The organism is Brevibacillus porteri (assembly GCF_003013475.1).
Classification (GTDB): domain Bacteria; phylum Bacillota; class Bacilli; order Brevibacillales; family Brevibacillaceae; genus Brevibacillus; species Brevibacillus porteri.
Genome location: NZ_PXZO01000010.1, coordinates 31,037 through 54,825, shown reverse-complemented (window position 1 = coordinate 54,825; position 23,789 = coordinate 31,037). Strand labels below are relative to the sequence as shown.

25 protein-coding genes and 2 pseudogenes are annotated in these 23,789 nt (G+C 45.9%); 13 read left to right on the top strand and 14 right to left on the bottom strand.

All coding sequences use genetic code 11. The features are described from left to right. The first annotated feature begins 469 nt into the window (after positions 1–469). The gene (locus C7R92_RS07170) at positions 470–2,470 is read left to right on the top strand and encodes a methyl-accepting chemotaxis protein (RefSeq protein ID WP_106833714.1); all 2,001 of its coding nucleotides are present in this window, start codon (positions 470–472) and stop codon (positions 2,468–2,470) included. Between the two features lie 521 nt (positions 2,471–2,991). Here the strand turns inward: C7R92_RS07170 and C7R92_RS33495 are convergent. The 5 genes from C7R92_RS33495 to C7R92_RS07150 all read right to left on the bottom strand — a co-directional run bounded on the left by C7R92_RS33495 (position 2,992) and on the right by C7R92_RS07150 (position 7,206). After that, entirely contained in the window at positions 2,992–3,219 is a 228-nt protein-coding gene (locus C7R92_RS33495; protein ID WP_459553864.1) for a Ger(x)C family spore germination protein, read from the bottom strand. Between the two features lie 323 nt (positions 3,220–3,542). Beyond that, positions 3,543–4,034, bottom strand: coding sequence for a GNAT family N-acetyltransferase (locus C7R92_RS07165; protein ID WP_106833713.1), 492 nt, complete (start codon positions 4,032–4,034; stop codon positions 3,543–3,545). A 55-nt stretch (positions 4,035–4,089) separates the two neighbouring features. Next, positions 4,090–4,797: a 3'-5' exonuclease gene (locus tag C7R92_RS07160; protein ID WP_106833712.1), complete on the bottom strand. Its 708-nt coding sequence runs from the start codon at positions 4,795–4,797 to the stop codon at positions 4,090–4,092. Positions 4,798–4,808: 11 nt separating this feature from the next. Continuing rightward, positions 4,809–5,978, bottom strand: a complete 1,170-nt coding sequence (locus tag C7R92_RS07155) for a DUF294 nucleotidyltransferase-like domain-containing protein (RefSeq protein WP_244195678.1) — start codon at positions 5,976–5,978, stop codon at positions 4,809–4,811. Continuing rightward, positions 5,872–7,206 (bottom strand): ammonium transporter, encoded by a 1,335-nt coding sequence (locus C7R92_RS07150; RefSeq protein WP_106833711.1) that lies wholly within the window; start codon positions 7,204–7,206, stop codon positions 5,872–5,874. Before C7R92_RS07150 ends, C7R92_RS07155 begins: the two co-directional genes overlap by 107 nt. A gap of 191 nt (positions 7,207–7,397) precedes the next feature. Here C7R92_RS07150 and C7R92_RS33255 point away from each other — a divergent pair. The 3 genes and pseudogenes from C7R92_RS33255 to C7R92_RS07140 form a co-directional block, all read left to right on the top strand. Next, positions 7,398–7,714, top strand: a pseudogene (locus C7R92_RS33255) (MerR family transcriptional regulator); the annotation flags it as partial. Further along, positions 7,713–7,943: a hypothetical protein gene (locus tag C7R92_RS32755; RefSeq protein ID WP_244195677.1), complete on the top strand. Its 231-nt coding sequence runs from the start codon at positions 7,713–7,715 to the stop codon at positions 7,941–7,943. The pseudogene C7R92_RS33255 and the gene C7R92_RS32755, both read left to right, overlap by 2 nt. Further along, positions 7,933–8,455: pseudogene (locus C7R92_RS07140) on the top strand (agmatine deiminase family protein); the annotation flags it as partial. The gene C7R92_RS32755 and the pseudogene C7R92_RS07140, both read left to right, overlap by 11 nt. A 65-nt stretch (positions 8,456–8,520) precedes the next feature. Here C7R92_RS07140 and C7R92_RS07135 read toward each other — a convergent pair. Together C7R92_RS07135 and C7R92_RS07130 are read right to left on the bottom strand one after the other, a co-directional pair. Then, positions 8,521–9,768, bottom strand: coding sequence for an MFS transporter (locus tag C7R92_RS07135; protein WP_106833710.1), 1,248 nt, complete (start codon positions 9,766–9,768; stop codon positions 8,521–8,523). 80 nt (positions 9,769–9,848) lie between these two features. Next, entirely contained in the window at positions 9,849–10,997 is a 1,149-nt protein-coding gene (locus tag C7R92_RS07130) for an MFS transporter (RefSeq protein ID WP_106833709.1), read from the bottom strand. Between the two features lie 62 nt (positions 10,998–11,059). Here C7R92_RS07130 and C7R92_RS07125 point away from each other — a divergent pair, with 62 nt between their 5' ends. Further along, positions 11,060–11,752 carry a hypothetical protein gene (locus C7R92_RS07125; protein ID WP_106833708.1) on the top strand — a complete coding sequence of 231 codons (693 nt, stop codon included), beginning with the start codon at positions 11,060–11,062 and terminating at the stop codon, positions 11,750–11,752. Positions 11,753–11,840: 88 nt separating this feature from the next. Continuing rightward, the gene (locus C7R92_RS07120; RefSeq protein ID WP_106833707.1) at positions 11,841–12,326 is read left to right on the top strand and encodes a hypothetical protein; all 486 of its coding nucleotides are present in this window, start codon (positions 11,841–11,843) and stop codon (positions 12,324–12,326) included. Between the two features lie 114 nt (positions 12,327–12,440). Here the strand turns inward: C7R92_RS07120 and C7R92_RS07115 are convergent, their stop codons facing one another. Together C7R92_RS07115 and C7R92_RS32270 are read right to left on the bottom strand one after the other, a co-directional pair. After that, a complete protein-coding gene (locus tag C7R92_RS07115) occupies positions 12,441–12,731 on the bottom strand; it encodes an ArsR/SmtB family transcription factor (RefSeq protein WP_106833706.1) in 291 nt (96 codons plus the stop codon). A gap of 49 nt (positions 12,732–12,780) precedes the next feature. Further along, complete coding sequence (locus tag C7R92_RS32270) at positions 12,781–12,939, bottom strand: hypothetical protein (protein ID WP_167403191.1); 159 nt, start codon at positions 12,937–12,939, stop codon at positions 12,781–12,783. A gap of 136 nt (positions 12,940–13,075) precedes the next feature. Between C7R92_RS32270 and C7R92_RS07110 the strand changes: the two genes are divergently transcribed. Both C7R92_RS07110 and C7R92_RS07105 read left to right on the top strand, forming a co-directional pair. Then, a complete protein-coding gene (locus tag C7R92_RS07110) occupies positions 13,076–13,435 on the top strand; it encodes a toprim domain-containing protein (RefSeq protein WP_017250026.1) in 360 nt (119 codons plus the stop codon). 64 nt (positions 13,436–13,499) lie between these two features. Beyond that, entirely contained in the window at positions 13,500–13,706 is a 207-nt protein-coding gene (locus C7R92_RS07105) for a hypothetical protein (RefSeq protein WP_017250027.1), read from the top strand. Between the two features lie 33 nt (positions 13,707–13,739). Here C7R92_RS07105 and C7R92_RS07100 read toward each other — a convergent pair whose 3' ends face one another. Beyond that, complete coding sequence (locus C7R92_RS07100) at positions 13,740–14,519, bottom strand: undecaprenyl-diphosphate phosphatase (protein ID WP_167403190.1); 780 nt, start codon at positions 14,517–14,519, stop codon at positions 13,740–13,742. A gap of 190 nt (positions 14,520–14,709) precedes the next feature. On the opposite strand from C7R92_RS07100, the gene C7R92_RS07095 reads away from it, so the two are divergent. Beyond that, positions 14,710–15,630: a CvfB family protein gene (locus tag C7R92_RS07095; RefSeq protein ID WP_069846846.1), complete on the top strand. Its 921-nt coding sequence runs from the start codon at positions 14,710–14,712 to the stop codon at positions 15,628–15,630. A 77-nt stretch (positions 15,631–15,707) separates the two neighbouring features. Here the strand turns inward: C7R92_RS07095 and C7R92_RS07090 are convergent, their stop codons facing one another. From C7R92_RS07090 to C7R92_RS07080, 3 genes are read right to left on the bottom strand one after another with little or no spacing between them, the layout of a single operon-like run. Continuing rightward, positions 15,708–17,654 carry a TRAP transporter permease gene (locus C7R92_RS07090; RefSeq protein ID WP_106833704.1) on the bottom strand — a complete coding sequence of 649 codons (1,947 nt, stop codon included), beginning with the start codon at positions 17,652–17,654 and terminating at the stop codon, positions 15,708–15,710. Then, positions 17,655–18,188 carry a DUF1850 domain-containing protein gene (locus C7R92_RS07085; RefSeq protein ID WP_106833703.1) on the bottom strand — a complete coding sequence of 178 codons (534 nt, stop codon included), beginning with the start codon at positions 18,186–18,188 and terminating at the stop codon, positions 17,655–17,657. Between the two features lie 6 nt (positions 18,189–18,194). Next, positions 18,195–19,178, bottom strand: a complete 984-nt coding sequence (locus tag C7R92_RS07080) for a TAXI family TRAP transporter solute-binding subunit (protein WP_106833702.1) — start codon at positions 19,176–19,178, stop codon at positions 18,195–18,197. 137 nt (positions 19,179–19,315) lie between these two features. Between C7R92_RS07080 and C7R92_RS07075 the strand changes: the two genes are divergently transcribed. The 3 genes from C7R92_RS07075 to C7R92_RS07065 all read left to right on the top strand — a co-directional run bounded on the left by C7R92_RS07075 (position 19,316) and on the right by C7R92_RS07065 (position 22,720). Continuing rightward, positions 19,316–20,599 (top strand): sensor histidine kinase, encoded by a 1,284-nt coding sequence (locus C7R92_RS07075; protein ID WP_106833701.1) that lies wholly within the window; start codon positions 19,316–19,318, stop codon positions 20,597–20,599. Between the two features lie 4 nt (positions 20,600–20,603). Continuing rightward, entirely contained in the window at positions 20,604–21,542 is a 939-nt protein-coding gene (locus C7R92_RS07070) for a response regulator (RefSeq protein WP_069846835.1), read from the top strand. Positions 21,543–21,664: 122 nt separating this feature from the next. Then, complete coding sequence (locus tag C7R92_RS07065; protein ID WP_106833700.1) at positions 21,665–22,720, top strand: tetraprenyl-beta-curcumene synthase family protein; 1,056 nt, start codon at positions 21,665–21,667, stop codon at positions 22,718–22,720. Positions 22,721–22,731: 11 nt separating this feature from the next. Here the strand turns inward: C7R92_RS07065 and C7R92_RS31965 are convergent, their stop codons facing one another. Further along, on the bottom strand, positions 22,732–22,905 hold the full coding sequence (locus C7R92_RS31965; protein WP_007722723.1) for a YlaF family protein: 174 nt from the start codon (positions 22,903–22,905) through the stop codon (positions 22,732–22,734). Positions 22,906–23,024: 119 nt separating this feature from the next. On the opposite strand from C7R92_RS31965, the gene C7R92_RS07060 reads away from it, so the two are divergent. Next, positions 23,025–23,645: a PilZ domain-containing protein gene (locus C7R92_RS07060; RefSeq protein ID WP_069846830.1), complete on the top strand. Its 621-nt coding sequence runs from the start codon at positions 23,025–23,027 to the stop codon at positions 23,643–23,645. Positions 23,646–23,789 lie beyond the last annotated feature (144 nt).

Genomic DNA, 23,789 nt, shown 5'->3' with positions numbered 1-23,789 from the left:
TACCAGTCTAAGACTTTATTTTTAGGATAGACTAGTCCAAATTGCATATGTTTGTTTAAAACAGATTATAAAAAAGTTAAAAACCTTTAGTTTCTCAGGCTATCGATTAAGTCGGCAGTCTATTTGCCAGCGCGCATCAAATCCGTCATAAACGGATACATGTCAAAGAACTGCTCAAGAAAATCTGGGACAATTCAATCGTTCAGAGAAAAGTGAGGCGATCTTACGAGTAAAGATTAAATGGAACGCCGTATGCCTCGAAAGTGGCACGTAAGGTGTGAAGTGAGGGAAAAGTAGAATTTAACGGGTCGTTCTGAGGGTCATCCTTACCTATCGCTATCTTTAACGAAAATAACAAATGTAACTAATGAAGTAATATTTGAATATAAATTGAAAACTAGAGGTTTGGAGAACCGAGGGAGCGGGAAAAGTATAAGCAAATTTACTTACTTTTCTGGGAGGATACAAAATGATTAACAATGCTAACACGCGATTTACCTCCATTAAGACTAAAATCATTTTGTTTTCCCTAGCGTTAGCTTTAATCCCTTTGCTGTTCGCAACCTTCATCCTTAGTTCCCAATCATTGTCCGGATTTGAAACAGAGGCAAAAGATAATCAGTTACAAAGTGCGCGTCTTAATGCTCAAACCATCAATGTCTGGTTTGGCAAAAAAATAGATGCACTCGAGAACGTTGTAAAACAACATTCGGAATTTTTGCAAGAAGATCCTAAAGTAATAATCCCAACACTACAATTGTTGGGACAAATTGATAAAGACGTTGAGCATTTCGCTTTTATCAATTCTGAAGGAAAAGCAGTTAGTACCAATGGTGGGAGCTTTGATGCCTCACAATTCACTAATTTCAAACGTGCGAAAGAGGAAAAAACTCTTGGTGTTTCAGAAATTTTAATAGGTGCCCAGACTGGAGAAAAAATTATTATTATCGATAAACCTCTAGTTAATGAACAAGGGGAATTTCGAGGAATTGTTCAAGCTGTACTCAAACCAGAGGAAATTCTGAATATTGTAGGAAAAATTAATTTTGCGTCTAGTGGATATGGGTATCTGGTAGGTCCATCCGGTAAAATCCTGGTACATAGAGACGAGCAGCTGGTCGGTAAAAAAGTGTCTGAAGCCATTCCAGAAATGGGAACTAACTTTCAAGATCCTAGCACACTGTCAGATCGGGGAACGCTTGAGTACACTCATGCAAATGAGGATACAATGGTAGCTTACAGTAAAATTGATCGAACCAATTGGTCACTCGTTGTAACCGCCCCTGCGTCAGAAGTATTTGCTCAAGTTAATCAAATGCGAAATTCATCTATTTTGATCATAGCCATTTCTGTGATTGTTGTCGGAGCGATTGCTTATTTACTTGCTCATCAGATGATTAAGCCGATTTTGATGATCAGTATATTTATGCAAAAGGTCGCTACAGGAGACCTCACTGGACGATTAGACGAATCAAATAAAGATGAGATCGGAATGCTGAAACGGAGCATTAACCAGATGATGGAGAACGTCTCGGAGATCATTCAGCGACTATTTACTTCTATAGAACATTTGGCTTCTTCTGCCGAAGAATTAACTGCGATCTCTGGACAATCATCAGAAACTGCCGATCATATCGCTCAAGCTACCGGAGTGGTTGTGCAAAGCTCCAGAGCAACATTTGAAAGCTCAGAGCAAACGTCACTGGCGATGGAGGAGATGGCGGTCGGGGTTCAACGAATTGCACATTCATCGTCAATTGTATCTGAGTTTACACAAGTTGTAGTAGCTGATGTGAATCAGGGAAACAACAATACGAAAAAATCAATTCAACAAATGAATAATGCGAAGAATACAGTAGAAGAATCGGCGATCGTCGTACATTCCTTAGTAGAAAAGTCTCATGAAATCCAGAATATTGCTCAGTTAATTTCAGAAATTGCCAATCAAACCAACTTACTTGCATTGAATGCTTCTATAGAGGCTGCTAGGGCTGGTGAGCACGGAAGGGGATTCTCTGTTGTAGCTGATCAAGTGAAAAAGCTTGCAGATCAAACGAGCGTGGCCACAATCAATATTACCAAAATCATTAAAGAGATCTTGGGAGCCACACAGTCAGCTTCTCAAACGTTGAACAAAGGATTGGCGGAGGTTGGCATCGGTGTAGAGCAAGTACAACAAGTGGGTAGAATTTTTGATGCGATCTTAAAATCGATCCAGGATGTAAATGATCAGATCCAAGAGGTTTCGGCAGCTTCCGAGGAAATCTCAGCTGGCACCCAAGAGGTATCTGCATCAATGGGTGAAATCGTCTCTGTAGCCAATAGTTCACTTCAGCGCCTCCAGGGCGTGTCACAGGGTACTGAACAGCAACGACATTCCATACAGGAAATCAGTGCAGCAGCAGAAAGTTTATCTGTGATGTCTAATGAGTTATATGAGGTGTCAAGTGCTTTTCGAATTAAAAAGTAGCGGTTTAACTGAAAAATAATCACCAGTAATTCGCCTTTAAATGATTTACTAGGAACCTATAGCAGACTCGTATTGTAATTTCTGACGTTCTCCTTCATTTTGATGTAAGGAGAACGTTTGTTTTTTTTACAAAGGTTGTTGAGATAATGGTATGCTCCCCTTCAGTAGTAGGTTTATTATTATGGCCTGTGTATTCAAGTACGGAGACTTTCACAAACAGTTTTACGTGCAATTGGGGTTGAGACAGACCTCCATTCGATATGACTTTTTTTGGAACGGATGAAGTTAAGGACAATACTCGTAGGTTTCTGTTCCCCTTCTTCGAGGATGTTCAGTTTCATATTGGTTTGCTTGGTGTTGTGGTGCATAGTGGATAGAATGATTCCTTCTTGAGGCGAAATCAAATCAATCATTTAGTCTTTTTTAAAATGGCTACGTGAGAGATCTTGATTTTATCTTCGACTTTCTCGAGATAAGGTATGATCGGATCAGCGACATCCTCCGTTAAACTGAACATTAGGTCATGAATGGTGGTAAATGCAAGAATACGGAATCGCATCAGGGTGAAGCAAATTGTTCAAGTACTTATTGATCTCACTTTTTGGCTGAAACTTATCGGGTTGAAGCAAGTCTGATACTTTTCCTTTAACGGTTGCGACAAGAACGGTATCACCGACGGAAGGGTCGCGGTAGAGGATTTTGATCAAGGTAAATATTCCGGCTTTCCGGGCAAGCGTTTCACTGATCAGAACAACACGCAGTTAGGTGGTACTCAGTGTGCGGTCTGATTCAGTGGTCAGCTTTTAGATGGATTCATGTACAGAAGAAGTTGTTGTCTTAAAGTACTCGTTTTTCTGCTTGGCCGTGTTTTCGGGGCGAGGGGCTGTAGCGATTACCTTGAATTGGAGTATTCCCAGCGTTCCTTTATAATCATCCGTCAGTTACACTAATATCATAAGGGCTAAGGGATTAGACCCTAGCTTAAGATGTGCCACTTTTAGGGATTCGCTTCTTACAAAACAAATAAGCCGACACTTCCTTGTGGAAAGGGGTGTCGGCTTTTCGTATGCTGTTACTTGACCATCCATTGATAAAAATGAACATCGTGCCATTCTCCGAATTTAAACCCCACCTCTTGAAACCTCCCTGCCAATGAAAACCCGAACTTCTCATGCAGCTTCACGCTGGCGTCATTGCCCCCTACGATTCCGCTCACGATCGTATGGTATTCGAGTTGTCTGGCACGCTCCAAAATCGCACTCATCAAGGTCGTGCCGACACCTTTCCCGCTTTGATCGGGGGCGATATAAATAGACAGTTCCGTTGATTTTTGATAGGCGGGCTTCTCACGGAAAACGGACAAACTGCAATAGCCGATCACGTTCCCTTCGTATTCGGCGACGATGATCGGATGTCTGTCACCGTGCTTGTGAAACCACACTTCGCGCTGGGCCAAGGTCTGTGGCTCCAAGTCAAATGTCGCAACCAGATTTTCCACCGCGTAGTTGTAAATAGCGAGCATAGCGGGCAGGTCACTCAGAACTGCGTCTCTGATCTGTAGCATGATATTCTCTCCTCAAGTTGGTTGGTAGGACGTGTTGCACTTGTTCGATCTACTTCTAGCGTACGGCCTCGTAAACCTGCCGCAGGTTTGTAAAGCCTTGGGATTGTGCTTTCACCAAATACTTCGCCCAGAGCGTACCAGCGGCAACAGCGTCACAGTAAGCGTGATGCCTGCGTGAGATCGGGATGTCGTGTGCCGCACAGAGGGCGTCCAGCGAGCCGTTGCCAATCGGATTACTCAACAATCGGATGAGTAGCATCGTATCCAGCATACGGTGGGTAAACGGACGTCGGCTCGTTTTCCAGAGTCCAGATCGTAAAAATTCACGCTCATGGCGAGAGTGATGGGCAACGAGCGGACGATCTCCAACGAATTGAAAAAAACGGGACAAAGCTTCTAGCAGCTCGGGAGCATCGGCAACCATATCATCGGTAATCCCGGTGAGAGAGCGGATGTGTGGAGGAATCGCCCGGCCGGGATTGACCAGCGTATAAAAAGAATCGCCGAGGAGGAGGTGCTCTCCTCTCATGGCGACGGCTCCCATCGATATAATCGCGTCTCCGTGATCGGGATAAAAACCGGTCGTTTCCAGATCGACGACGACAACCTCCAGATCGTGTAGAGGAATATCGGCACTGGAATCGATTGGTTTATTCGTTTTGGAAATGGAGCGCAAATAAGCGATGTGTTGTTTGTCATCTGCTATACCTGGTATAGCCCGGCTCATATGCCAAATGCGACCGAATAAGTCCCATTTTGCCACGCGATCTCCTCCTATCCCCCAAAAACGGACGGGAGCTTTTCTGTCATTTTTTGCAGGCGGATCGCCAGCTTCATCGACTGTCGTACCATCACTTGGGTGTCAGGAGAAAGCTCTCCTAGCTTGATATAGCTATTGCTCGTGTATTGCCCATCTTCCCAATGGAGGGGAGCGATCAGGCGCAAACCTTGAATTTGCCGGAAGTATGCGGCCACCTCGTCACAAAGGCCTTTGCTCCAGACTCCTTTTTCACCGAGTAGATCCAATCGTTCCAAGGTAGAGCTGGCAAAGATGCCATGCGCCAAGGCGAAATGCCGTACGCAATTCACTAGTGGCAAATAAATGCCGTACTTCACATTGATGGCGCCGCGGAAGCGTCCATGGACTTCGGGTAAAACTCTGCCGAATATTCCGAGTGGCACCCGATAATGCAACGTATTGCTTACCAGTCGATTCAGCAAGAAGACATTCCCTGCAAGCAGTTGACGGAAGCGGTCATGGACGGGAGTAAAAATGGCCGATTCGCCCCATAAGACACGCACATCACTTGCGAGCAGTAAATAACGGGCGTTCTCCCAGATGGGGTGAGAGACCCATCTGTCTATTTGGTCCAGCCATTGTTCGGTGCTGCCTCGCCATTTTGGGGAGAGGCAAGTGACATTCCCTTGGCAGGGAGGATAGCCGGCTACCTCCAGACCAGCAACGATCGTCGCCCCCAGCAAATGAAAGTAGCCATGTATCTTTTCTGTTTCCTGTTCGCACAGGTGATCTGGCAGTTGATAGACGAGGCCGTTATCCTGATCGCTGATGAGTGCTTGCTCTGACCGTCCGCCACTGCCGAATTGCAGAAAGGCAAAGGGGACGGGAGGGGTACCCAAGCCCCTTTTGGCAAGGTCGTTCACTGCGAGGAGTACCCCTTGTCGGATAAGATTGTCGTGAATCAGATTGACGACGATGGAAAAAGGGGCCAATTCCCCTGCGCGATTCAATGAACGCAACGGAGAAGGGTCCAACAATTCTCGTCGCAATAAGGCCAGCTCGTCAAAGGAGTCAACATTCCGTATTTTTTCCACTTGTTCAGGTGAGAGAGTGAGAGGTGCTGCTTTGGGTAGATGTAGCCGGTCGTACGCGTTCAGGCTGGAGTAGTTCGGGATAGCCGTATCCCCCATGTTCGCTAAGGTCAAGACCAACCACCTCTTCCTCTTCAGTGACTCGCAGGCCAATGGTTACTTTTAACACATACAAGATGATGAAGGCTACTACGAAAACGTAGAGCGCGGAGCCAGCCAAGCCCAACACCTGAACCCCTAACTGATGCAGGCCGCCGCCATAAAACAGCCCAGGACCGCCTACGCCGACCTTTTCGGCAAGCTCCGGAGTAGCGAATAAACCCGTGGACAACGTTCCCCAAATACCAGCCACCCCATGCACGGAAAAAGCGAAGACAGGATCATCAATCCCCATACGATCAAACCAAATGGATGTATAAAATGTAAGAATACCTGACACAGCACCGATCACAACAGCTGCCCACGGATCGACGAAGGCGCAGGATGCTGTAATCGCGACGAGAGCAGCGAGGACGCCGTTGAGCATGCTTGGAATATCTGCTTTTCCCATGACGATCCAGGAGATAGCAAGAGCGGCGACAGCGCCTGCTGCGGTAGCGAGATTGGTTGTGACGGCGATATAGCCGAAAAATCCAGATGTACTGCCGAGCGTGGAGCCGGCGTTAAAGCCGAACCAGCCGATCCAAAGAAACAGGACACCTAAGACAGAGTAGACTTGGTTGTGACCAGGAATCAGATTGGAGCTGCCGTCGCGATTGTATTTTCCAATGCGAGGCTTCAAAAGGATAGTGGCGACAAGTGCGACGATGGCACCTTGGAGATGGACAACTGTAGAACCAGCGAAGTCTTGCATCCCGAGCTGTGCCAACCAACCGCCGCCCCACACCCAGTGGCCGACGACAGGATAGATGAGGACAGTAAACAGTACGCTGAAAATAAAATAAATGGACAGCTTGGCACGTTCGGCGAAACCACCCCAGGCGATCGCGAGTGAAACGGCTGCAAAAGCGAGCTGAAAGAGGAAGAGTATCGAGATAGGCACAGTTGCAGCGGAAAAAGCGGAGAAAGCGTCTTTTTGCATGCCATCAAAAAAGAATCCGGAAAGTCCGACGAAAGAGTTGCCGTTTCCAAACGTCAGACCAAAGCCAAACGCCCAAAAGGCAATCGAGCAGATGCCGAAGGTAAGGACCGTTTTGCCTGCGACGTGACCAGCGTTTTTCATGCGAGTAGAACCAGCTTCCAGTAGGGCAAATCCAACCTGCATGAGAATGACCAGAATGGCCGAGACCATGACCCATGTGGCGTCAATGGCAGACGAGAGACTTGCGACAGTAGGTTCCATCCATCCACCTCTTCTCTGTGTCATATAACCTGACACAAATTTATTTATGTCAGATTATATGACATGAAAATACCGGTTGCAATTGTTTTTTTGCAAATAATGAGAAAATAACGATGGTAGGTATCACCAGAGTCTCGATACTGAATGATATAATATTTTCTTGAAATCATCACAAAGGGGAAGGGAGACATATGTACACAATCAGCAGATTTTCTCAGCTTTGCAAAATGAGTCCGCGCATGTTGCGACACTATGACAAGGAAGAACTTTTGAAGCCCTTGCATGTCGATGAAACGAATGGATACTGATACTATGAAAAGAGTCAATTAGAAACGGCATTACTTATCAATAAGTTGAAAGAATATAGATTTTCTCTACCGGAGATTAAAACGATCCTTCAGACATCAGACAGGAAATTTTTTATCGAATTATCCACTCGAAAATGAATGAATTGTCCAATGAGGTGAATTGTTATAGACAAAACATTGCAGAAATGCAGGAGATGATTGAAAAAAAGGAAGATATCATTCGATATATTGCTCGGAATGAGAAATGAAGTAAGTATCATCAGTCAAAGCTTGCAAATTCATATTGCGGACATGGACAAGTACATTGATTCTATATACGTGCAGGCGGAAGAAAATCATATTCAGTTACTTGGTGCGCCGTCTGTCTTGTTTTTAGATGAAGAATTCAACCCTGACAACAGTAATATTGAGTTGATGATCCCAAAATAGAAATCCAAATTTTCAGAAGCAGATGTTGAGAAGTATATGAAAGAATATCTTGGGGCGACGAATTTTATTTGGCTAGATGGTGTACCAGGCCTCGATATTACAGATTTTCATATTGATGGTTTTGCCAAATTTTATGATCAGTCAACGATTATTACGATGAAGGAAAATGATTTAGAGGAATGGGGTGTCCCGAATAAGGATATCCAAACATTGCTGAAGGCGAAGATGCCTTGGGCAAGCCGTATAAGTACGTGAATTTACCAATCAGTAAGCACAATGTCATTTTAGAGAATGGAAAGGACTTGGGATACAAAGCCTCCTATGTGAATTTCAATATTGGGAATACCGTTGTCCTTGTGCCGAATTATCATGATCCGAATGACAAAATCGCAAACGAGATCATCCAAAAGCTATACCCTGACCGTGAAGTGATTGGCATTGATGTCAGAGAGCTTTATAAACATGGTGGGATGATTCATTGTGTGACACAACAGCAGTCAGTTGAAATGTAGGAAAACAAAAAGCCGTTGATTCCTTGAAGGAGGAAAAAACGGCTTTTTGGTATGAAAAAAGCTACTTATGCAGACGAGGATTGGTGTTGTTCCGTTGGTTTTCGTTTTTCAATCAGGAAGCCTGCGAAGCTCATGACAGCGAGGAATAGTCCACTAACGAGGAAAAGCTGCTCAACGGGCCATTTGCCCATCCAGATTGCACCGAGGCTGCTGGACAATGTGCAAAAGAAAGTGAACATGAGCATGTTGATCGCAAAAATTTTGCCTGTACTGTTGCTGGATGCTTTGATTTGAATGGCAGTCACGGTCGGGATACCAATGAGCGGCCCTCCGATCCCTGCCACGGCTGCTCCGAGGAAGGCAATCCAGTGAGCGGTACCTCCTGCCGTAAGCAACAGGAATCCGACTGCCTGAAACACCCAACCAATCATAATCACAAACAAATAGCGAATGTAGAACGATCGCGCCATGTACAGGCTTCCTAGCAAGTTCCCGATCCCGTAAAAGCCCAACAAGACAGCTAATGTACTTCCGTTTCCTTGCTGCATGCGTTCGGCCATGAATGGGAAGCCCACCGTGTAAGTGACCTGCCAGACGAGAAAGCCCATATTGCTAAAGAGAAGAATCAAGAACAGAGCACGATTTTGTTTTAGCTCCTGTAAACCTGCGGCAATATCCCGGGCGTACTGCCTGGGTGTCATTTTCGTAGGAGATACTTGTTGTTGATCGGTCAACGAAATACGGATGGCATAAAGGAACAAGACGGAAATCAAATAGCTGCCTGCGTTCACAAAAAACAAAGTAGACAGCGGCATAATCGAAGCGACCAGTCCAATCGACATTGGCGCAATAATCCGAATCGTTCGGAAAGTCGTATCCAAGATGGCATTTGCTCGCCCTAGCTGCTCTTGGGGAACCACTGATTTGAGTGCAACGGTTCGCGCTGGCTGAAACAGACTGGAGAACAACCCCAACAAGAATTGGGCTGCCAGAAAAAAAGCAAACTCTTCTACACCCATGTAGACCAGGATGCCAACCGTGATCGCGACAACAATTCGCGCAACATCCGCACCCACCATGAGCATACGCGGGCTGTACCGGTCAGCCATGACTCCGCCGACGAGGTAAAATAGGAGACCCGCCACCATTTCCGGGATTGCGAGCAGGCTGAGCACCGTACCCGATTTGGTTGCTTGGAGCAAATACCAGAGTAATGCGAAGCTGTAGCAATGATCACCGATGCTTGCTGTCATTTGCGCAAGCCAAAGCTTGAGGAACGAACTGTTTTTCCATAAAGATGGGGATGAATCCACGTTGACCCTCTCCGTCCTGCTGACTGCGATAAAATGAATGTGACCATAGCGTAGCAAGGCGAAGAGGGAAAGTAAAGAACTCAAGCTTGAGAGGTTACATTTAATTTACCCGTCCTCAAAACAAAGAGAAGATAGGCGATAAGAAAAGTGAAGGTGGCGAAGGTGCTGACCCCCACGAATCCAAAAATAGAATACAAATTGCCTGCGAAAGAAGAGGCAATGAAAGTTCCGATGTACATACAGGCGTTGGCCAAGCTCGATATAGTACCGCGCGAGGTGTCGGACAATGATTGCAAGTACCCCATCAGGACAGGCACGAGTACACCGCCGAAGCAGTACATGAAGAAGAGGACAACCTGCAAAAAGCCGACTCCCGGTATGTAAGGCAAAACAAGATAGAGCAGGGCGCTGCCCAGAAACCCAACGGTCAAAATCGTATTTGTCTTCAAACGCTCGAGTAACCAACCGCTGAGTAAGCTGCCAACGGTGTTGCCAAGCCCGATAACGAAAGTGATCAAGCCAATTTGGGTAACGGATTGCTGATATTGATCGGAAAGCCATACGCCATAGAATGAAAAGACTGCATAGACACCCGTCATGAAAACGAAATAGCCGATAAAGCTTCGTGAAGCTTGAGGCAGTCGCAACAGATCCATGTAACGTGCAAAAATAGCCACCCGGGCGTTGTTTGTTCCAAGTCCGGCTATGGCGGTAGGAGGCAATAAATCGGGAAGTTTTCGGATGATGAGTACAAAAGCTCCGAGAGAAGCAATTCCTACAGCCAAAAAAGGAAACGACCAATGATAAGCGGACAAAAAACTGCCTATAGGTACACCGATCACTTGGGAAACCGAAAGACCTGCCATGACAATCCCCATAGCTTTTCCGATACGAGCAGGGGGAAACAAAACAGGAATGGCAGCCCACACTTGAGGACCGATAAAGGCAGAGAAGGTCCCGGCAAGAAAGCGAAAGAAGAGCATCGCGGCGAAACTAGGTGCAAAGGCGCATGCAAGTGTGGAAAGTGCAAATCCGAGCATACCGAATGCCATCACATGTTTCCTGTTTCGATTATCGGATAGCGGACCGGCGACTAAAGCGGTCAATGCAAATCCGAGAGCATACGTTCCGATCAGCCAGGCTGCCTGGTTAGTGGATACGTGATATAACTCTCGCAAGGTTGGCAGCAGTGGGCTAATGATAAATGTATTCGTACCGATCAAACTCATTTACAAATTTGTTTTTAAATGTAATAATTTACAATATAACGTGTTTGAAAAGTGTGAGTTTTTTGAAAAGTTTAGTTTCAACCATTCTGTCAATATGTTTAGTTCTAACATTAAGTATTGATTCTGTTGGAGCACAGTCATCAAATATTGAAAAAGATGAAGTGAAAGTTCAAAAATTCACCGAAAATGAACTTAAGAAGATTGAACAGGAAATGGAAAAATGGTCCAAATTAATAGATGAGAATAAGCGTTATGAATTGCTAGATAAACTACGGAATGGAGAAGTTTGGGATTCAATAAACCATGAGAAGAAAATGAAATCTCTTGTACAACCGGAGGAGAAAAAATTTGAATTTACTGAAGCTGATGGAAGTGTAACTGCAGGCACGATGTTTACATACCCAGATGGATCAATTACGATCACCTCGGTTTCAGGTGGAACATCAACCTGCGGCACTGGATATTGTAACTACAAGGGTAGAAAAGTACTTGAAACTGATTTTACTCAAAGCGGAGAGTTCAAAGCAAACTATACAACTGTACAAGATGACGATGACTACATCTCAAAGGTATACGATTATGTAATTGTTGCTGGGAATGACAGTTATTCTGATGCAGAACTGAGTATTGATACAAAATATGAATCCTATGGTGATCCAGCCTACGCATATTTAAGATGGCAAGCAAGCGGTTATACGCATTATGTTAAATTATATGTTGGGGACGATATAGCCTGGTCGGAAGCTGAGTTTTAATATTTTCTTTAATTAATAATATGTTATCGAAAGGTGCCAATGTATTTGTTGGCACCTTTCGCCACATTTAGAAGGGGATGGGATATTTATGATAAAGAAGAATATTTTAGCAATACTAGCGATTGTATTTATAATTGTTGTAATTATAATAGGATACTCATATTACAATGATAGGTACCCCGATATGGGCTCGAATGTGTTAACTGAATTAGATAATAATGTGAAATTATCATTCGTTAAAATAGAGCAGGGAAATAATGAGGTAGTATATGCTTACCAAATTACAAACAACACCCCTTACCTAATCAAACAAAACAATGTTTATCTTAGTTTTAACATAAAAGAAGAAGACGTGATTAAGCAGAACAATTTTAAAGTTGAAGGTAGGGGAAATAAATTAAATATCACTCCCAAAGAGACAATAAACCTAACATTCTCCGTCCCAAAAAAGATTTTTGATACTAGCAAATCTATGCTGTCAGAGAAGCCTACATTAGAAATGAAATTATATCTTAACGAAGTTGAACAAAATAAGTTTTTTCACATTACACTCTTGGATAAGGCCAACCAATAGGAAATAAAGTTGATCAAAAACATGGTGAAGAAAAAGATCATCAAAAATAGGAGCTCTATTTTATGATTCTATAATTAAATAACTTTTTAACTAATGAGCAAAAAAAGATACCAATCACAAGGTATCTAAAAAGCCAGGCAATATTTGATCGAAGGTTTCTTTATATATGCTCATGTACCGTGCTTGCCCATCCTTTCTGACTTTGATCAGTCCTGCCTCTCGAAGTGTCTTGAAATGATAGGAGGCATTGGACTTGGAGGTGTCGCAGGTAAAGCCCACTTCTGTACAATTTAGCTCGTTGCCGGAATGATACAAGGTCTTTAAAATGGCTAGCCTTGTCTCATCTGCCAACGCTTTAAAAATCTTGATTCGCTTTTCGGCTAGTTCAAGTTGTTCAATATTCATAAAACTATCTTACTAAGGAAACTCTATCCAGGCAACCATTTCATTCCTTTTATTTTTGATTCTTCCTATTTTCGTTGTTGTGTTGATGCAGATAGGAAGATCCTTGGTTGTCTTCGGTATGTGTATCATCCGCAACCGTACTACTGGTTAGCCCTGCTACGGCTAATCCTTTTTGATTCAGGTTTTTGGCACTTTTGAATTTGGACATGTTACTACCCCCTGTTTGTTAATGGATGCTTTCTTAAGATGTCTTGTTTCGAAAGGGAGTAGTCATCCTCATTTTCCTAGGTGAGAGTTGAGGTATACTATAAAAAAACGTGCGTGCGTCAGGAGGATGGGAACGGATGGCAGGGTGTGTCATGATCGTGGAGGGGAAGACAGACAAAGAACGCTTGCTTCGGGTGCTGGCTGAGCCTGTCACTATTCTTTGTACATACGGTTCCTACAGCTTGGAAAAGGGGGAGAAGTTGCTGGCTCAAACAGAAGCAGCAGATGCAGATGAGGTATACCTATTTACCGATGAAGATGACAGCGGGAAAAAATTGCGAACCCATTTAAGTGAAGACTTTCCTGATGCGATCCATCTGCATACGCCGAAAATGTACAGAGAGGTTGCCGACACGCCTCTTTTCGTACTGGCAGAAATTCTGGAGCAAGCAGGCTTTGCGGTTATTGTGCCTCATCCTGATCTTGGAGAGCGGTAAGGGGATAAAACACCGTTTCATCGGCTATAACAGTAGTAAATGGAATGGTGGAGGTGCGAGGTAATTGCGTAGTTTGATGACGTTTTTTAATCGAATGAACATTATGGTGTGGCTGGTAGGTATCTTTGTTGCTCATGCCGCACTTTATCTGGTGCTGGGGACGGCGACGTGGCTGGCTACTTCGCTTTTGGCAACAGCGTTCTATGGCATCATTTTATTGGTAGGCAAATTAATTGCCAGCCGTTATCCAGACAAGGAAGAAAGTAGATGAAAGCCGGCGAGCAAGCAGCCGGCTTTTTTCGCATTACCAGCCCACGAGCTGCATGAGTAAAATTAACCCGCCCAATACCCAGACGTAGATAGCGAAGCCTTTCATCGAGCCTGTACTGATGATGGTAAGCATCCAGCGAATGGCTACATAGCCAGCTAGTCCGGCAAACATGGTGCCCACGAGCATCGGGATCAATAAAGCTGTTTCAAGCGGTGTTTCTACGAGCTTGACTGTTTGCAAGACACAAGCACCCAGAATCGCGGGCAAGGATATTAAAAAAGAAAAGCGCGCAGCATCAGCACGGTCGATTCCGCGCAGGAGAGCACCGGCAATCGTCAGCCCTGAGCGGGAAATAGCAGGCAGGATCGCTGCACCTTGCAGTGTTCCGATGAGGAGGGCGTCCTTGTAGTTGATTTCCTGGAATCTCCGATTTCCACGGCGCATGGACTCCACTGCCCAGAGGATCGCCCCTGTCGCGAGAAATTCCCAGCCGATCGTAATGCCTGTCTGGGAGATTTCTTCAAAATAATCTTCAAAGGCGAGTCCGATCACTGCGGTAGGGATCGTGCCTACGACCAATAGCTTTGTCAGCTTGCTCATCGGATTCATGATGATAAAACGAACTTGTGGCCAAAAGACGATAACGACAGCGATCAGCGTACCGAAATGAAGCATCGTGTCAAATAAAAGGCCTACCTCCTGCATACCAAACATTTTGCGAAACAGGACGAGATGACCCGTGCTTGATATCGGTAAAAATTCAGTCAAGCCTTGTACAATGCCGAGAAAAATATGTTCAAGCAACAACAGCATAGGCAAGAGTCACTCCAGTCTTGGAAAAGTAGGGCCAAGCCAGTCTTACTGTCATATGTATGTCCGTGAATGGAAGACTTGCCTATTTCGTTTCGCATCGTTATTTTGTTAGAAAAAAGTTGTGGTATTTTCTTGCGGGGGATGGGTATAGTTAGTGTGCACAATGGTAGAGAGCGAGGAAAAAATAAATATGTACAAAAGACAAATGCGTGAAAAGCGTGAGCCCCAAATCATTCAGAACGGCAATTTGGAGGCAGGGATGACGCTTACCATGACGGTAGCGCGAAAAACGGAAATCGGCTATTTTTTGCGCGATGGCAAAGATGAAGTGTTTCTCCATGCCAATGAAGCGCACGAGCGTTTACATATCGATGATGAGGTCGAAGTGTTTTTGTACCATGATCACGAAAACCGACTGGCTGCGACCATGGACATGCCTCATGTCGGCATGGGTGAATACGGCTGGCTGGAAGTCGTGGACATTTCTCCGCGCATGGGCGTATTCCTGGACAACGGCATTAACAAGGATCTGCTCTTGTTCATCGATGACCTGCCCAAGCATACTGATGAATGGCCGCGTCCCAAGGATCAAATGCTGGTAGCGCTGAAGCAGGACAAGCTCGGCAGACTCTTGGCAAAGCCAGTCACTGAAAACGAAATTGTCAAGATCGCAGCAATGGCAGATCAGAGTATGAAAAACCAGTCTGTAGAAGGTACGGTCTACAAAGTGATTCAAGCAGGTGCATTCCTGTTGACGGAGGACGAGCATATCCTTTTCATTCATCGTGATGAAATGGTAGGGCGTCTGCGCCTCGGACAAACTGTGCGCTGCCGAATTAGCTTTGTACGTGAGGATGGCCGTCTGAACGGTTCTATGAAAGAGCGCAAAGAAGTGCAGTATGGCGAAGATGCGGACAAGCTGCTGCGCTATATGATCAATCGTGACGGGGCCATGCCTTATACCGATTCGACAGAAGCAGAAGTCATCCGAGAAAAATTCCAAATGAGCAAGTCCAGCTTCAAGCGGGCACTCGGCAAGCTGATGAAGGAACGCCGCGTGGAGCAAGTAGACGGCTGGACCAAAATGATTCGAAGCGAACAAGAAGAATAAAAGAAGAAAACCCTCCTAAGCAAAAGAGCTTCCTGGCAAAAGGAAACGAATGCTTGGGAGGGTTTTTGCTTGTTTTCTTATATTGTCGTTTGCACAGATTGTTTTTGTTTGCGAGCTTTGTAATACGATAAGGAAAAAACGAGCCCTAGCAAAATAAAACCGGCGATATCCGTTTCGATCCCAGGGATGACCGCGAGCACGCCACCTGCAACTGCAAGGATACGCTCCAAGACGTTTAGCTTGGACATCCAATAGCCGATCAACCCTGCTCCCACCCCGATCATCCCAAGCGTTGAAGTCAGCATAACCCAAATCGATTCGAGCAAGGTGGTATTAATCAGCAGCAAGGCTGGTGAAACGACGAAGATATAGGGAGCCATAAAGGCGGCAATCGAAAGCCGCGTGGATTCTACACCTGTTTTGATCGGCTTTGACTTGGCGATGCCTGATGCAGCGAAGGCAGCAAGCGCAACTGGCGGTGTAATGTCTGCAACGATTCCAAAGTAGAACGTAAACATGTGAGCAGCGATAGCTGGTACACCCAATTGAATGAGTGCCGGGGCAGCGATGGTAGAAGTGATGATGTAGTTCGCCGTCGTAGGTGTTCCCATGCCCAAGATAAGCGATGCGATCATCGTGAAAAACAGCGTAAGGAAAAGCTGACCGCCAGCCAAATCAATCAAGCCATTTGCCAGCTTCAATCCGATCCCAGTCAACGTAATCGTACCGACGATAATTCCGGCACACGCAGTTGCGGCCACGACACCGAGAGCCATTCTGGCACCTGAGGCAAGTGCTTCTAAAATATCAGCAATAGACATGCGGGTTTCTTTTCGGAAGGCGCCCACGATAATGGTGGAGATGATGCCGATAATCGCGGAGCGCTCGGCTGATATGTTCATCATCAGAGCGGTAATAATGATCACGATGGGGAGGAGCAAGTACATTTTTTTCAAAACTTCTTTTTTGTTCGGTAGTTCTTCCTTAGAGAGTCCGCGTAACCCGAGGCGCTTTGCTTCGAAGTGCGTCATAATCCAGATGCCCACGAAAAATAAAATCGCAGGAAGGATTGCAGATTTGGCGATTTCCAAGTAAGGAACGCCGATGAATTCCGCCATCAAAAAGGCAGCAGCCCCCATGACAGGCGGCATGATTTGTCCACCAGTAGAGGACGAGGCTTCCACCGCCGCGGCAAATTCGGAACGATAGCCGAGCCGTTTCATCATCGGGATGGTAAAGGCGCCGGAGGTAACGACATTGGCAACGGAGCTGCCGCTAATCGTCCCTTGCAGGGCGCTGGAAAATACGGCCACCTTCGCAGGGCCTCCGATTCGTTTGCCTGCAATGACCAGCGACAAATCGTTAAAATACTCACCGACCCCTGTTTTTTCGAGAAACGCGCCAAACAGCACAAACAAAAAGATGAAGGTAGAGGAAACGGCGAGCGGAGTACCGAGAATACCCTCTAGTGTGTAGTAGCTGTGCCCGATAATCCGTTCGACATCACTGCCGCGATGCTCCAAAAAGCCTGGCATGTAAGGTCCGAAGTAGGTGTATAAAAGAAAAATAGTGGCGATGAGAGCGATTGGAATTCCGACGACTCGTCGTGCAGCCTCTAGGACGAGCACGATGGCAATACCGCCGACCACCATATCCATCGTCGTATAGTTACCTGTTCGGGTTACGAGTCCTTCGTAGTCAATGACCCAATACAGCGATACGAAGACACCCAACAAGGCGAGAATCATGTTCACGAGTCCGATTTTGTTATGGTTGCCTTTGGGTGTTCCTGCATATAACAGATAGACAAGTGCCAGACCGAAGGCCAAGTGGATCGGACGATGAATCTGGGGAGGCAGCGTGAAGAAAAGCGTGCTGGATAACTGGTACAGGGAGAAGAGGACAAGTAAACCAAAAGAAATCCACTTCATGGGACCCGCAAGCTGGCGTGTGGCTGATTCCTTGTCGTATTGCGCGATCAGCTTATCCATCTCTTGCTGGTTCATATTCGTTGTTGTACTCATCTAGTAACCTCCTAACTCGCTCAGAATGGATCGCTTTTCTGCCTGAATCGTGATGGCTTCTCCCGGCTTGTAGATCAAGCTCAACGGAATATCCTGTCCAGCGAAAAGCAACGTATGATTAGCCCGTACTTGCCCGATAAAAAGCCGTAGGGCAGGAAAAGAGCGCTGCATATTGCGAACGTGGAATCGTCCATCGGCCAGAATCAGCTCCTCGCCAGGAGCCAATTCATTTTCCATGCCGATACCGTAGTCGTGAAAGCTCATCTCTGACAAAATAATTTGACCATCGACAATCCGGTATTGCTCCTCGATTGTCGACCGATGAATGGAATGAGTCCAGCGGATGCCAAAGGCTGCTTCATTGTGTATGTTTGCACGCCAAACTACCTGATTCGACTGTGTATCCCGGATAACCAGAGCGGGAATCAGTGGAGTGGCGATGCCCACATAAATGACAATGACGAGAAGAAAGAAGGAGAAAAGGCGGAACAACGTCCGCCCTCTTCGCTTTGATACTTCCTGGATAAAAACCATCTGGCTTTACTTCACGCCTTTTTCGTCAAAGTACTTTTGGGCGCCCGGGTGAACAGGGATGCTGACGCCGTTCTTCACGTTCTCCAGCTTGATTTCTTTGGCTTTGGCGTGACCGAGCTTGTCGCTGTTCTCAAAGATCGCCTTTGTTACTTTGTACACGAGGCCTTCACTGAGATCGGAGCGAATCAAAAGCATTGATTTGACGGAGACGGTGGTCACTTCTTCCGGAACGGTTTGGTACGTATTGGCGGGGACATTCGTTTTCACGTAGTAAGGGTATTTGGCGATGATCGCATCGATTTTGTCCGCGTCAATGGGAATGATTTTTACGCCAGTTGTCGCTGCCAGCTCCGTGATTGCTGCGGTAGGCGTACCAGCAGTTTGGAAGGCAGCATCCAATTGGCCGTCCTGAATGGCTTTGGCCGAGTCAGCAAAGGAGAGGCGCTGGAGCTTGGTGTCTTCAAAGGTCATGCCATATGCTTCTAAAATTTGCTGAGCGTTCACTTCAGTGCCGCTTCCCGGAGCGCCTACGGATACGCGCTTATCTTTCAAATCGCCAACGCTTTTAATATTGCTGTCAGCAGAGACGACGATTTGGATGGTCTCATCGTAGAGAGCGCCCAATGCTTGGAAGGAATCAATTTTACCGTCTTGCTGGAACATGTTCGTTCCCTTTGACGCATACTCGGCAATGTCGTTTTGCGTGAAGGCGATGTCTGCCTTTTTATCACGAAGGAGGCGAATGTTTTCTGCTGAAGCGCCTGTGGCTTGTGCTGTAGCAGTGAGGCCAGCGTTTTTCGTTATATGGTCAGCCATGCCGCCACCGAGTGGGAAATAAGTGCCGCCTGTACCGCCTGTTGCAATAATTAATTGGGAGGGATCGGCGCCTCCACCTGCACCTCCTTGTGAAGAGTTGCCGCCACCACATGCCGTGATGAGCGACATGGACAGAAGCAGTGTGAGCGAGAGAAGAAAATGACGCTTCTTCAAGATAATTCCCCCTAGTCTAAATGTTCTGTTTATATGGCTTTCTTCGGCATTGTAAGGGGAGGTCTATAAAAAACTACAAAAATCTATAGAAAAATATAGTAAACTAAGAAATAAACAGGAAGTGCGGGCAACATTTTATGAGAGAGACCCTTTCGATCCTGCTGCTTATGCTCATTGCTGTCCCGATTGCCGGGGAGCTCAAATTCCACCCGTTTCAAGATGATTTCCGTATTAGCTTTGGTACAACGGCTTTTTTCTTTTTTTTATTGTGGCTGCGTCCTTCTTTCTTGGCAGGGATAGTAACTGGATTAATTGTTGTTCTATTTCGAATAATCTTAGATTTCTTGTATGGAGATGTCTTTTCGTTTCTGCCTTCTCTTCAGATGCATTTCCCTGCCTTTTGCTATTACGCTACCTTTGCTTGTCTATTCTCGCTTTTTCGCGTTAATACACTACATCATCGACCGCTTTGGGTGGGACTGTTGGGGACAGTCTCAGAAATAGCTGCCAATTTGGTAGAGCTGTCCTTTCGTGCTGTATCCTGGGAGGGAGTCTTTCAGCTGGAGGTCGTAGGGCCGATTGCCGTCATTGCTTTGATACGCAGTTTTTTTGTCCTTAGTTTTTTCAATATGATTCAGCTGCGTCAGGCGAAATGGATGGAAAAGCAACAGCGCAATCGAAACGAGCAGATGTTGATGCTCATTTCCAACTTGTACGAGGAATCTGTTCATCTAAAAAAGACATTGCATCAGGTTGAGGAAATCACGCGCAGCTGCTATGAGTTGTATCGCGAGATGAACGAGGTGGAGCACAAGGATGGGACGAGCAAGCGATATGCAAAGCGGCTGCTGTCCCTTGCCGGACAAGTGCATGAAGTGAAAAAGGACAATCAACGCATATATGCAGGCCTTTCCAAGCTGATTTCTGACGAGAACGAACGAGATTATATGCCACTGGGCGAATTGATTGCTATTATAGTTCAGGTGCAACGAAAGTACGCGAGACTGTTGGAGAAGGACATTCAGTTTGAAACGAATGTGGAGGTGCCCTATCTCGCTTGCCACATTTACACGACACTCTCACTCATCAACAATCTGGTCGGCAACAGTGTCGAAGCAATCCGCGACCGGGGGATGATCTCGATCATTGCCTCGATTGACGAGAGTCAGGAGTGGATTCATTTTGATGTGACCGATGATGGGCCAGGCATAGTGGTAGAGGACAAGGAGCTCTTGTTCATGCCTGGATTCACGACCAAATACGATGTATCAGGCAGGCCTTCCACGGGGATAGGACTTTCATACGTAAAGGAAGTGACAGACAATCTCCAAGGAAGGATTGATATAGCCGAGGCCTCGTGCGGACAAACCACACAATTTTGCATTCGCCTGCCAATCGCAACTCTGATTCAGAAAGGGTGACCTAATGCGCTACTTCATCGTGGACGACGACCCGGCGATTCGATTCATGCTCGCTCAGATCATTGAGGATGCTGATTTGGGAGAGGTAAGTGGGGAAGCAGAGGATGGTTTACAGATTGACCACGATTTTTTGAATTGGAAGCAAGTAGACATCTTGTTGATTGATCTTTTGATGCCGAATCGAGATGGCATTGAAACAGTGCGCCAACTGAGGCGTTTTACAGGCAAGATTGTCATGATCTCGCAAATCGAAACGAAGGAGATAATCGCAGAGGCGTATGCGACAGGGATCGAATACTACGTGACCAAACCGGTGAATCGACTGGAGGTCATCAGTGTTCTGCAAAAGGTACGGGAACGCATATTGCTGCAGCAATCCATCGAGGGTATTCAGCGGTCGCTTTCCGTTTTGTCCGGCAGTATGAACGTAACGGCAGCTCTTTCAAAAGAAATAACGTATCATGAAAAGGGCATCTTGTCTTCCGCACGGTTTCTCTTAACCGAACTGGGGATGATTAGCGAAAAAGGCAGCAAAGATTTACTCGACATGATGGAGTGGCTGTATCACTGGGAGAAGGAAAGGGATGGGGAAGTGAATCTCCCACCTTTACGCGATATTTTTTGGGCGATTGCTGCCCGCAAGTTGGGGAAGGGAGTGACTGTCTTGATCCAAAAGGAAACGAAGGCCGCTGAACAACGGGTTCGCAGATCCATTTATCAGGCATTAACCCATCTGGCTTCCCTTGGGCTTACCGATTACAGCAATCCCAAATTCGAGAGCTACGCGACCACATTCTTCGATTTTACCGAGGTGCGAAAACGCATGCTAGAGCTGGAGAATCAGATGGAAATGACGATCTCTTCTACTCGTATCAATGCCAAAAAATTTATTTTTGTACTCTATATGGAGTCAAAAAGGCGAATTGGTGTATTTCAGGGCTGACTTTTGGAGTGGGCATCCAAATGTGATAAGATATTTCTATTGGTCATGAGCGAGGGCTTCGATGTAAGCTGATAAAAGCTTGGGAATGCCTCCGTTTTACATTTGTTTTGGGAGGGAAGTAAGTGAGCGAACTACGTAATCCATGGCAGCTACTTTACCGAGTCTATCGTCATGTGCAACCTGTTCTGGAGCGAGAGTTTGCGGCCTGGTACAAAAGAGCACAGGCGATTCCCAATCCCGAGCTGAGAAAACAGGCACAAGACAGCATGAACTCCAAAAAGTTTCACTGCCAGGGGGGATGTGTTTATGCTGCACAGGTCATCCCACATGTAGAGACAATTGTCCCGCTGATTGTCGCCTACCAAACGATCAGTGACTACTTGGATAATCTGTGTGATCGCAGCACGTCATTAGACCCGCAAGACTTCCGTCAGCTTCACGTGTCGATGCAGGATGCACTGACACCAGGCGCGCCATTGCGCGACTATTATTTGTACCGCGAGGATAAGGATGACGGCGGCTTTTTGGCTGGGCTGGTTCAGAACTGTCAACAACATGTCGTACAATTGCCAGCCTATGAAAAAATCCAGGCAAAGATACTCGAGTTTTCTTGTTTGTATAGCGATTTGCAAGTATACAAGCACATTGCTCCCCATTTGCGTGAGGATCACTTGTTGACGTGGTGGGATCAGTATAAGGAACGCTATCATGATTTGTACTGGCAAGAATTTGCGGCTGTCACAGGCTCGACCATCGGGATATTCGCTCTTTTTTGCTTGTCGACTGATCCAGATGTAGGGGAAGAGCAAATTCAAATGGTAAGTGAAGCTTACTTTCCATGGCTGTGCGGGTTACATATTTTATTAGACTATTTAATTGACCTGGAAGAAGATAAAATGGGTGGAGATTTAAACTTTGTGAGCTATTACGATTCAGAACGGATAGCGACTGAACGCTTGAAGCTTTTCATAGAACAAGCAAAGGCAAGCGTTAAACGCTTGCCAAATCCTGCATTTCACCGTATGATCGTGGACGGGCTAGTCGCGTTTTATCTCGCGGATCGCAAGGTGAATCGGAGCCAGCCACACATTTATACTATCGCTAGACAACTACTGAAGCAGGCAAAGGGCTTGCCCTCTGTCCTGTTTTATGTGAACAGTTTACTTGTACGGCGATAACGGAGAAGAGGTTAGCGCATATGCTTGCGCTTGTACGAAAAGCCAAATCCCATCAACGAGAAGGCAACAACGATACAGCCAAGGATACCGAGGGGGCTTTTTTCCCCAATGGCAATGCCAACTCCGATGAGACAGGCGGTTACCAAAAATGCCAAAGCCAGTGTTACCAATTGATAACGATTCATCGGTCTGTAACCTCCTATCTGTCAATGTTCCCATTATACCTTATTTTCCGCGAAAAGCATCCAGGTAAAGATTTCGGAAATCCCGGTAATATATTTGTGCGAAGTGGTGGAGAACGCAGATGGAAAGCATAATACAAATTAGAAAAGGGAATCGAGTGATAGAAGGTCATGTTACCTATGAAGAAGGAGACTTGATCGAAGCCGTATTTCCCAGCCCATTGGATGTCACTGTAGGGGATCAGATCCCTTGTCTATTGACGGCTGATTATGAAACGATCAATACGTTTGAAGCCGTAGTCGTGGCTAAAGACAAAAATCGCTTGTTTTTGTTCCACTCTCCAACAGCTACTGAGTTTCGGGAACAGCGCAGACGCTATCCCCGTTTCGACATGGAGGTTAAGGGCTGGATCCAGTATCCGACGCAGGAGCCAGACTCATTTTTTTCCGTTTATAGTCAAATGGTGTACTTGGTGAATTTGAGCCTGGGAGGCTTGGCATTCCGCTCAGACAAACATATTCCTGCGGATCAGCAAATTGTTTTTTCCTTTGAATTGTATGGTCGAAATCGCCCGGATGGGGTAGTGAAAACTGACCTGGTTATCATTCATGAACGAATAGAAGGTCCGAACTATTTTTACGGCTGTACGATCAAAGGAATCAATGCACGTCATTTTCACAATTTGCGAAAGTACATTTTGCATCGGCAAATCGAGGAACGAAGACAAGTGAATATCGAGTAGGTCTTTTCGTGAATTGGTTCAATGGGGACCAATTTTTTTTTTGCTCTTTTTTGATCTGCGGCTGTCCGCCTCAGAATAATAGGCGGGAGCGCTTCAAAAGTAGAGGTTCGACGAAGGAATTCAGAGGTTGAAGCTGAAAACCCC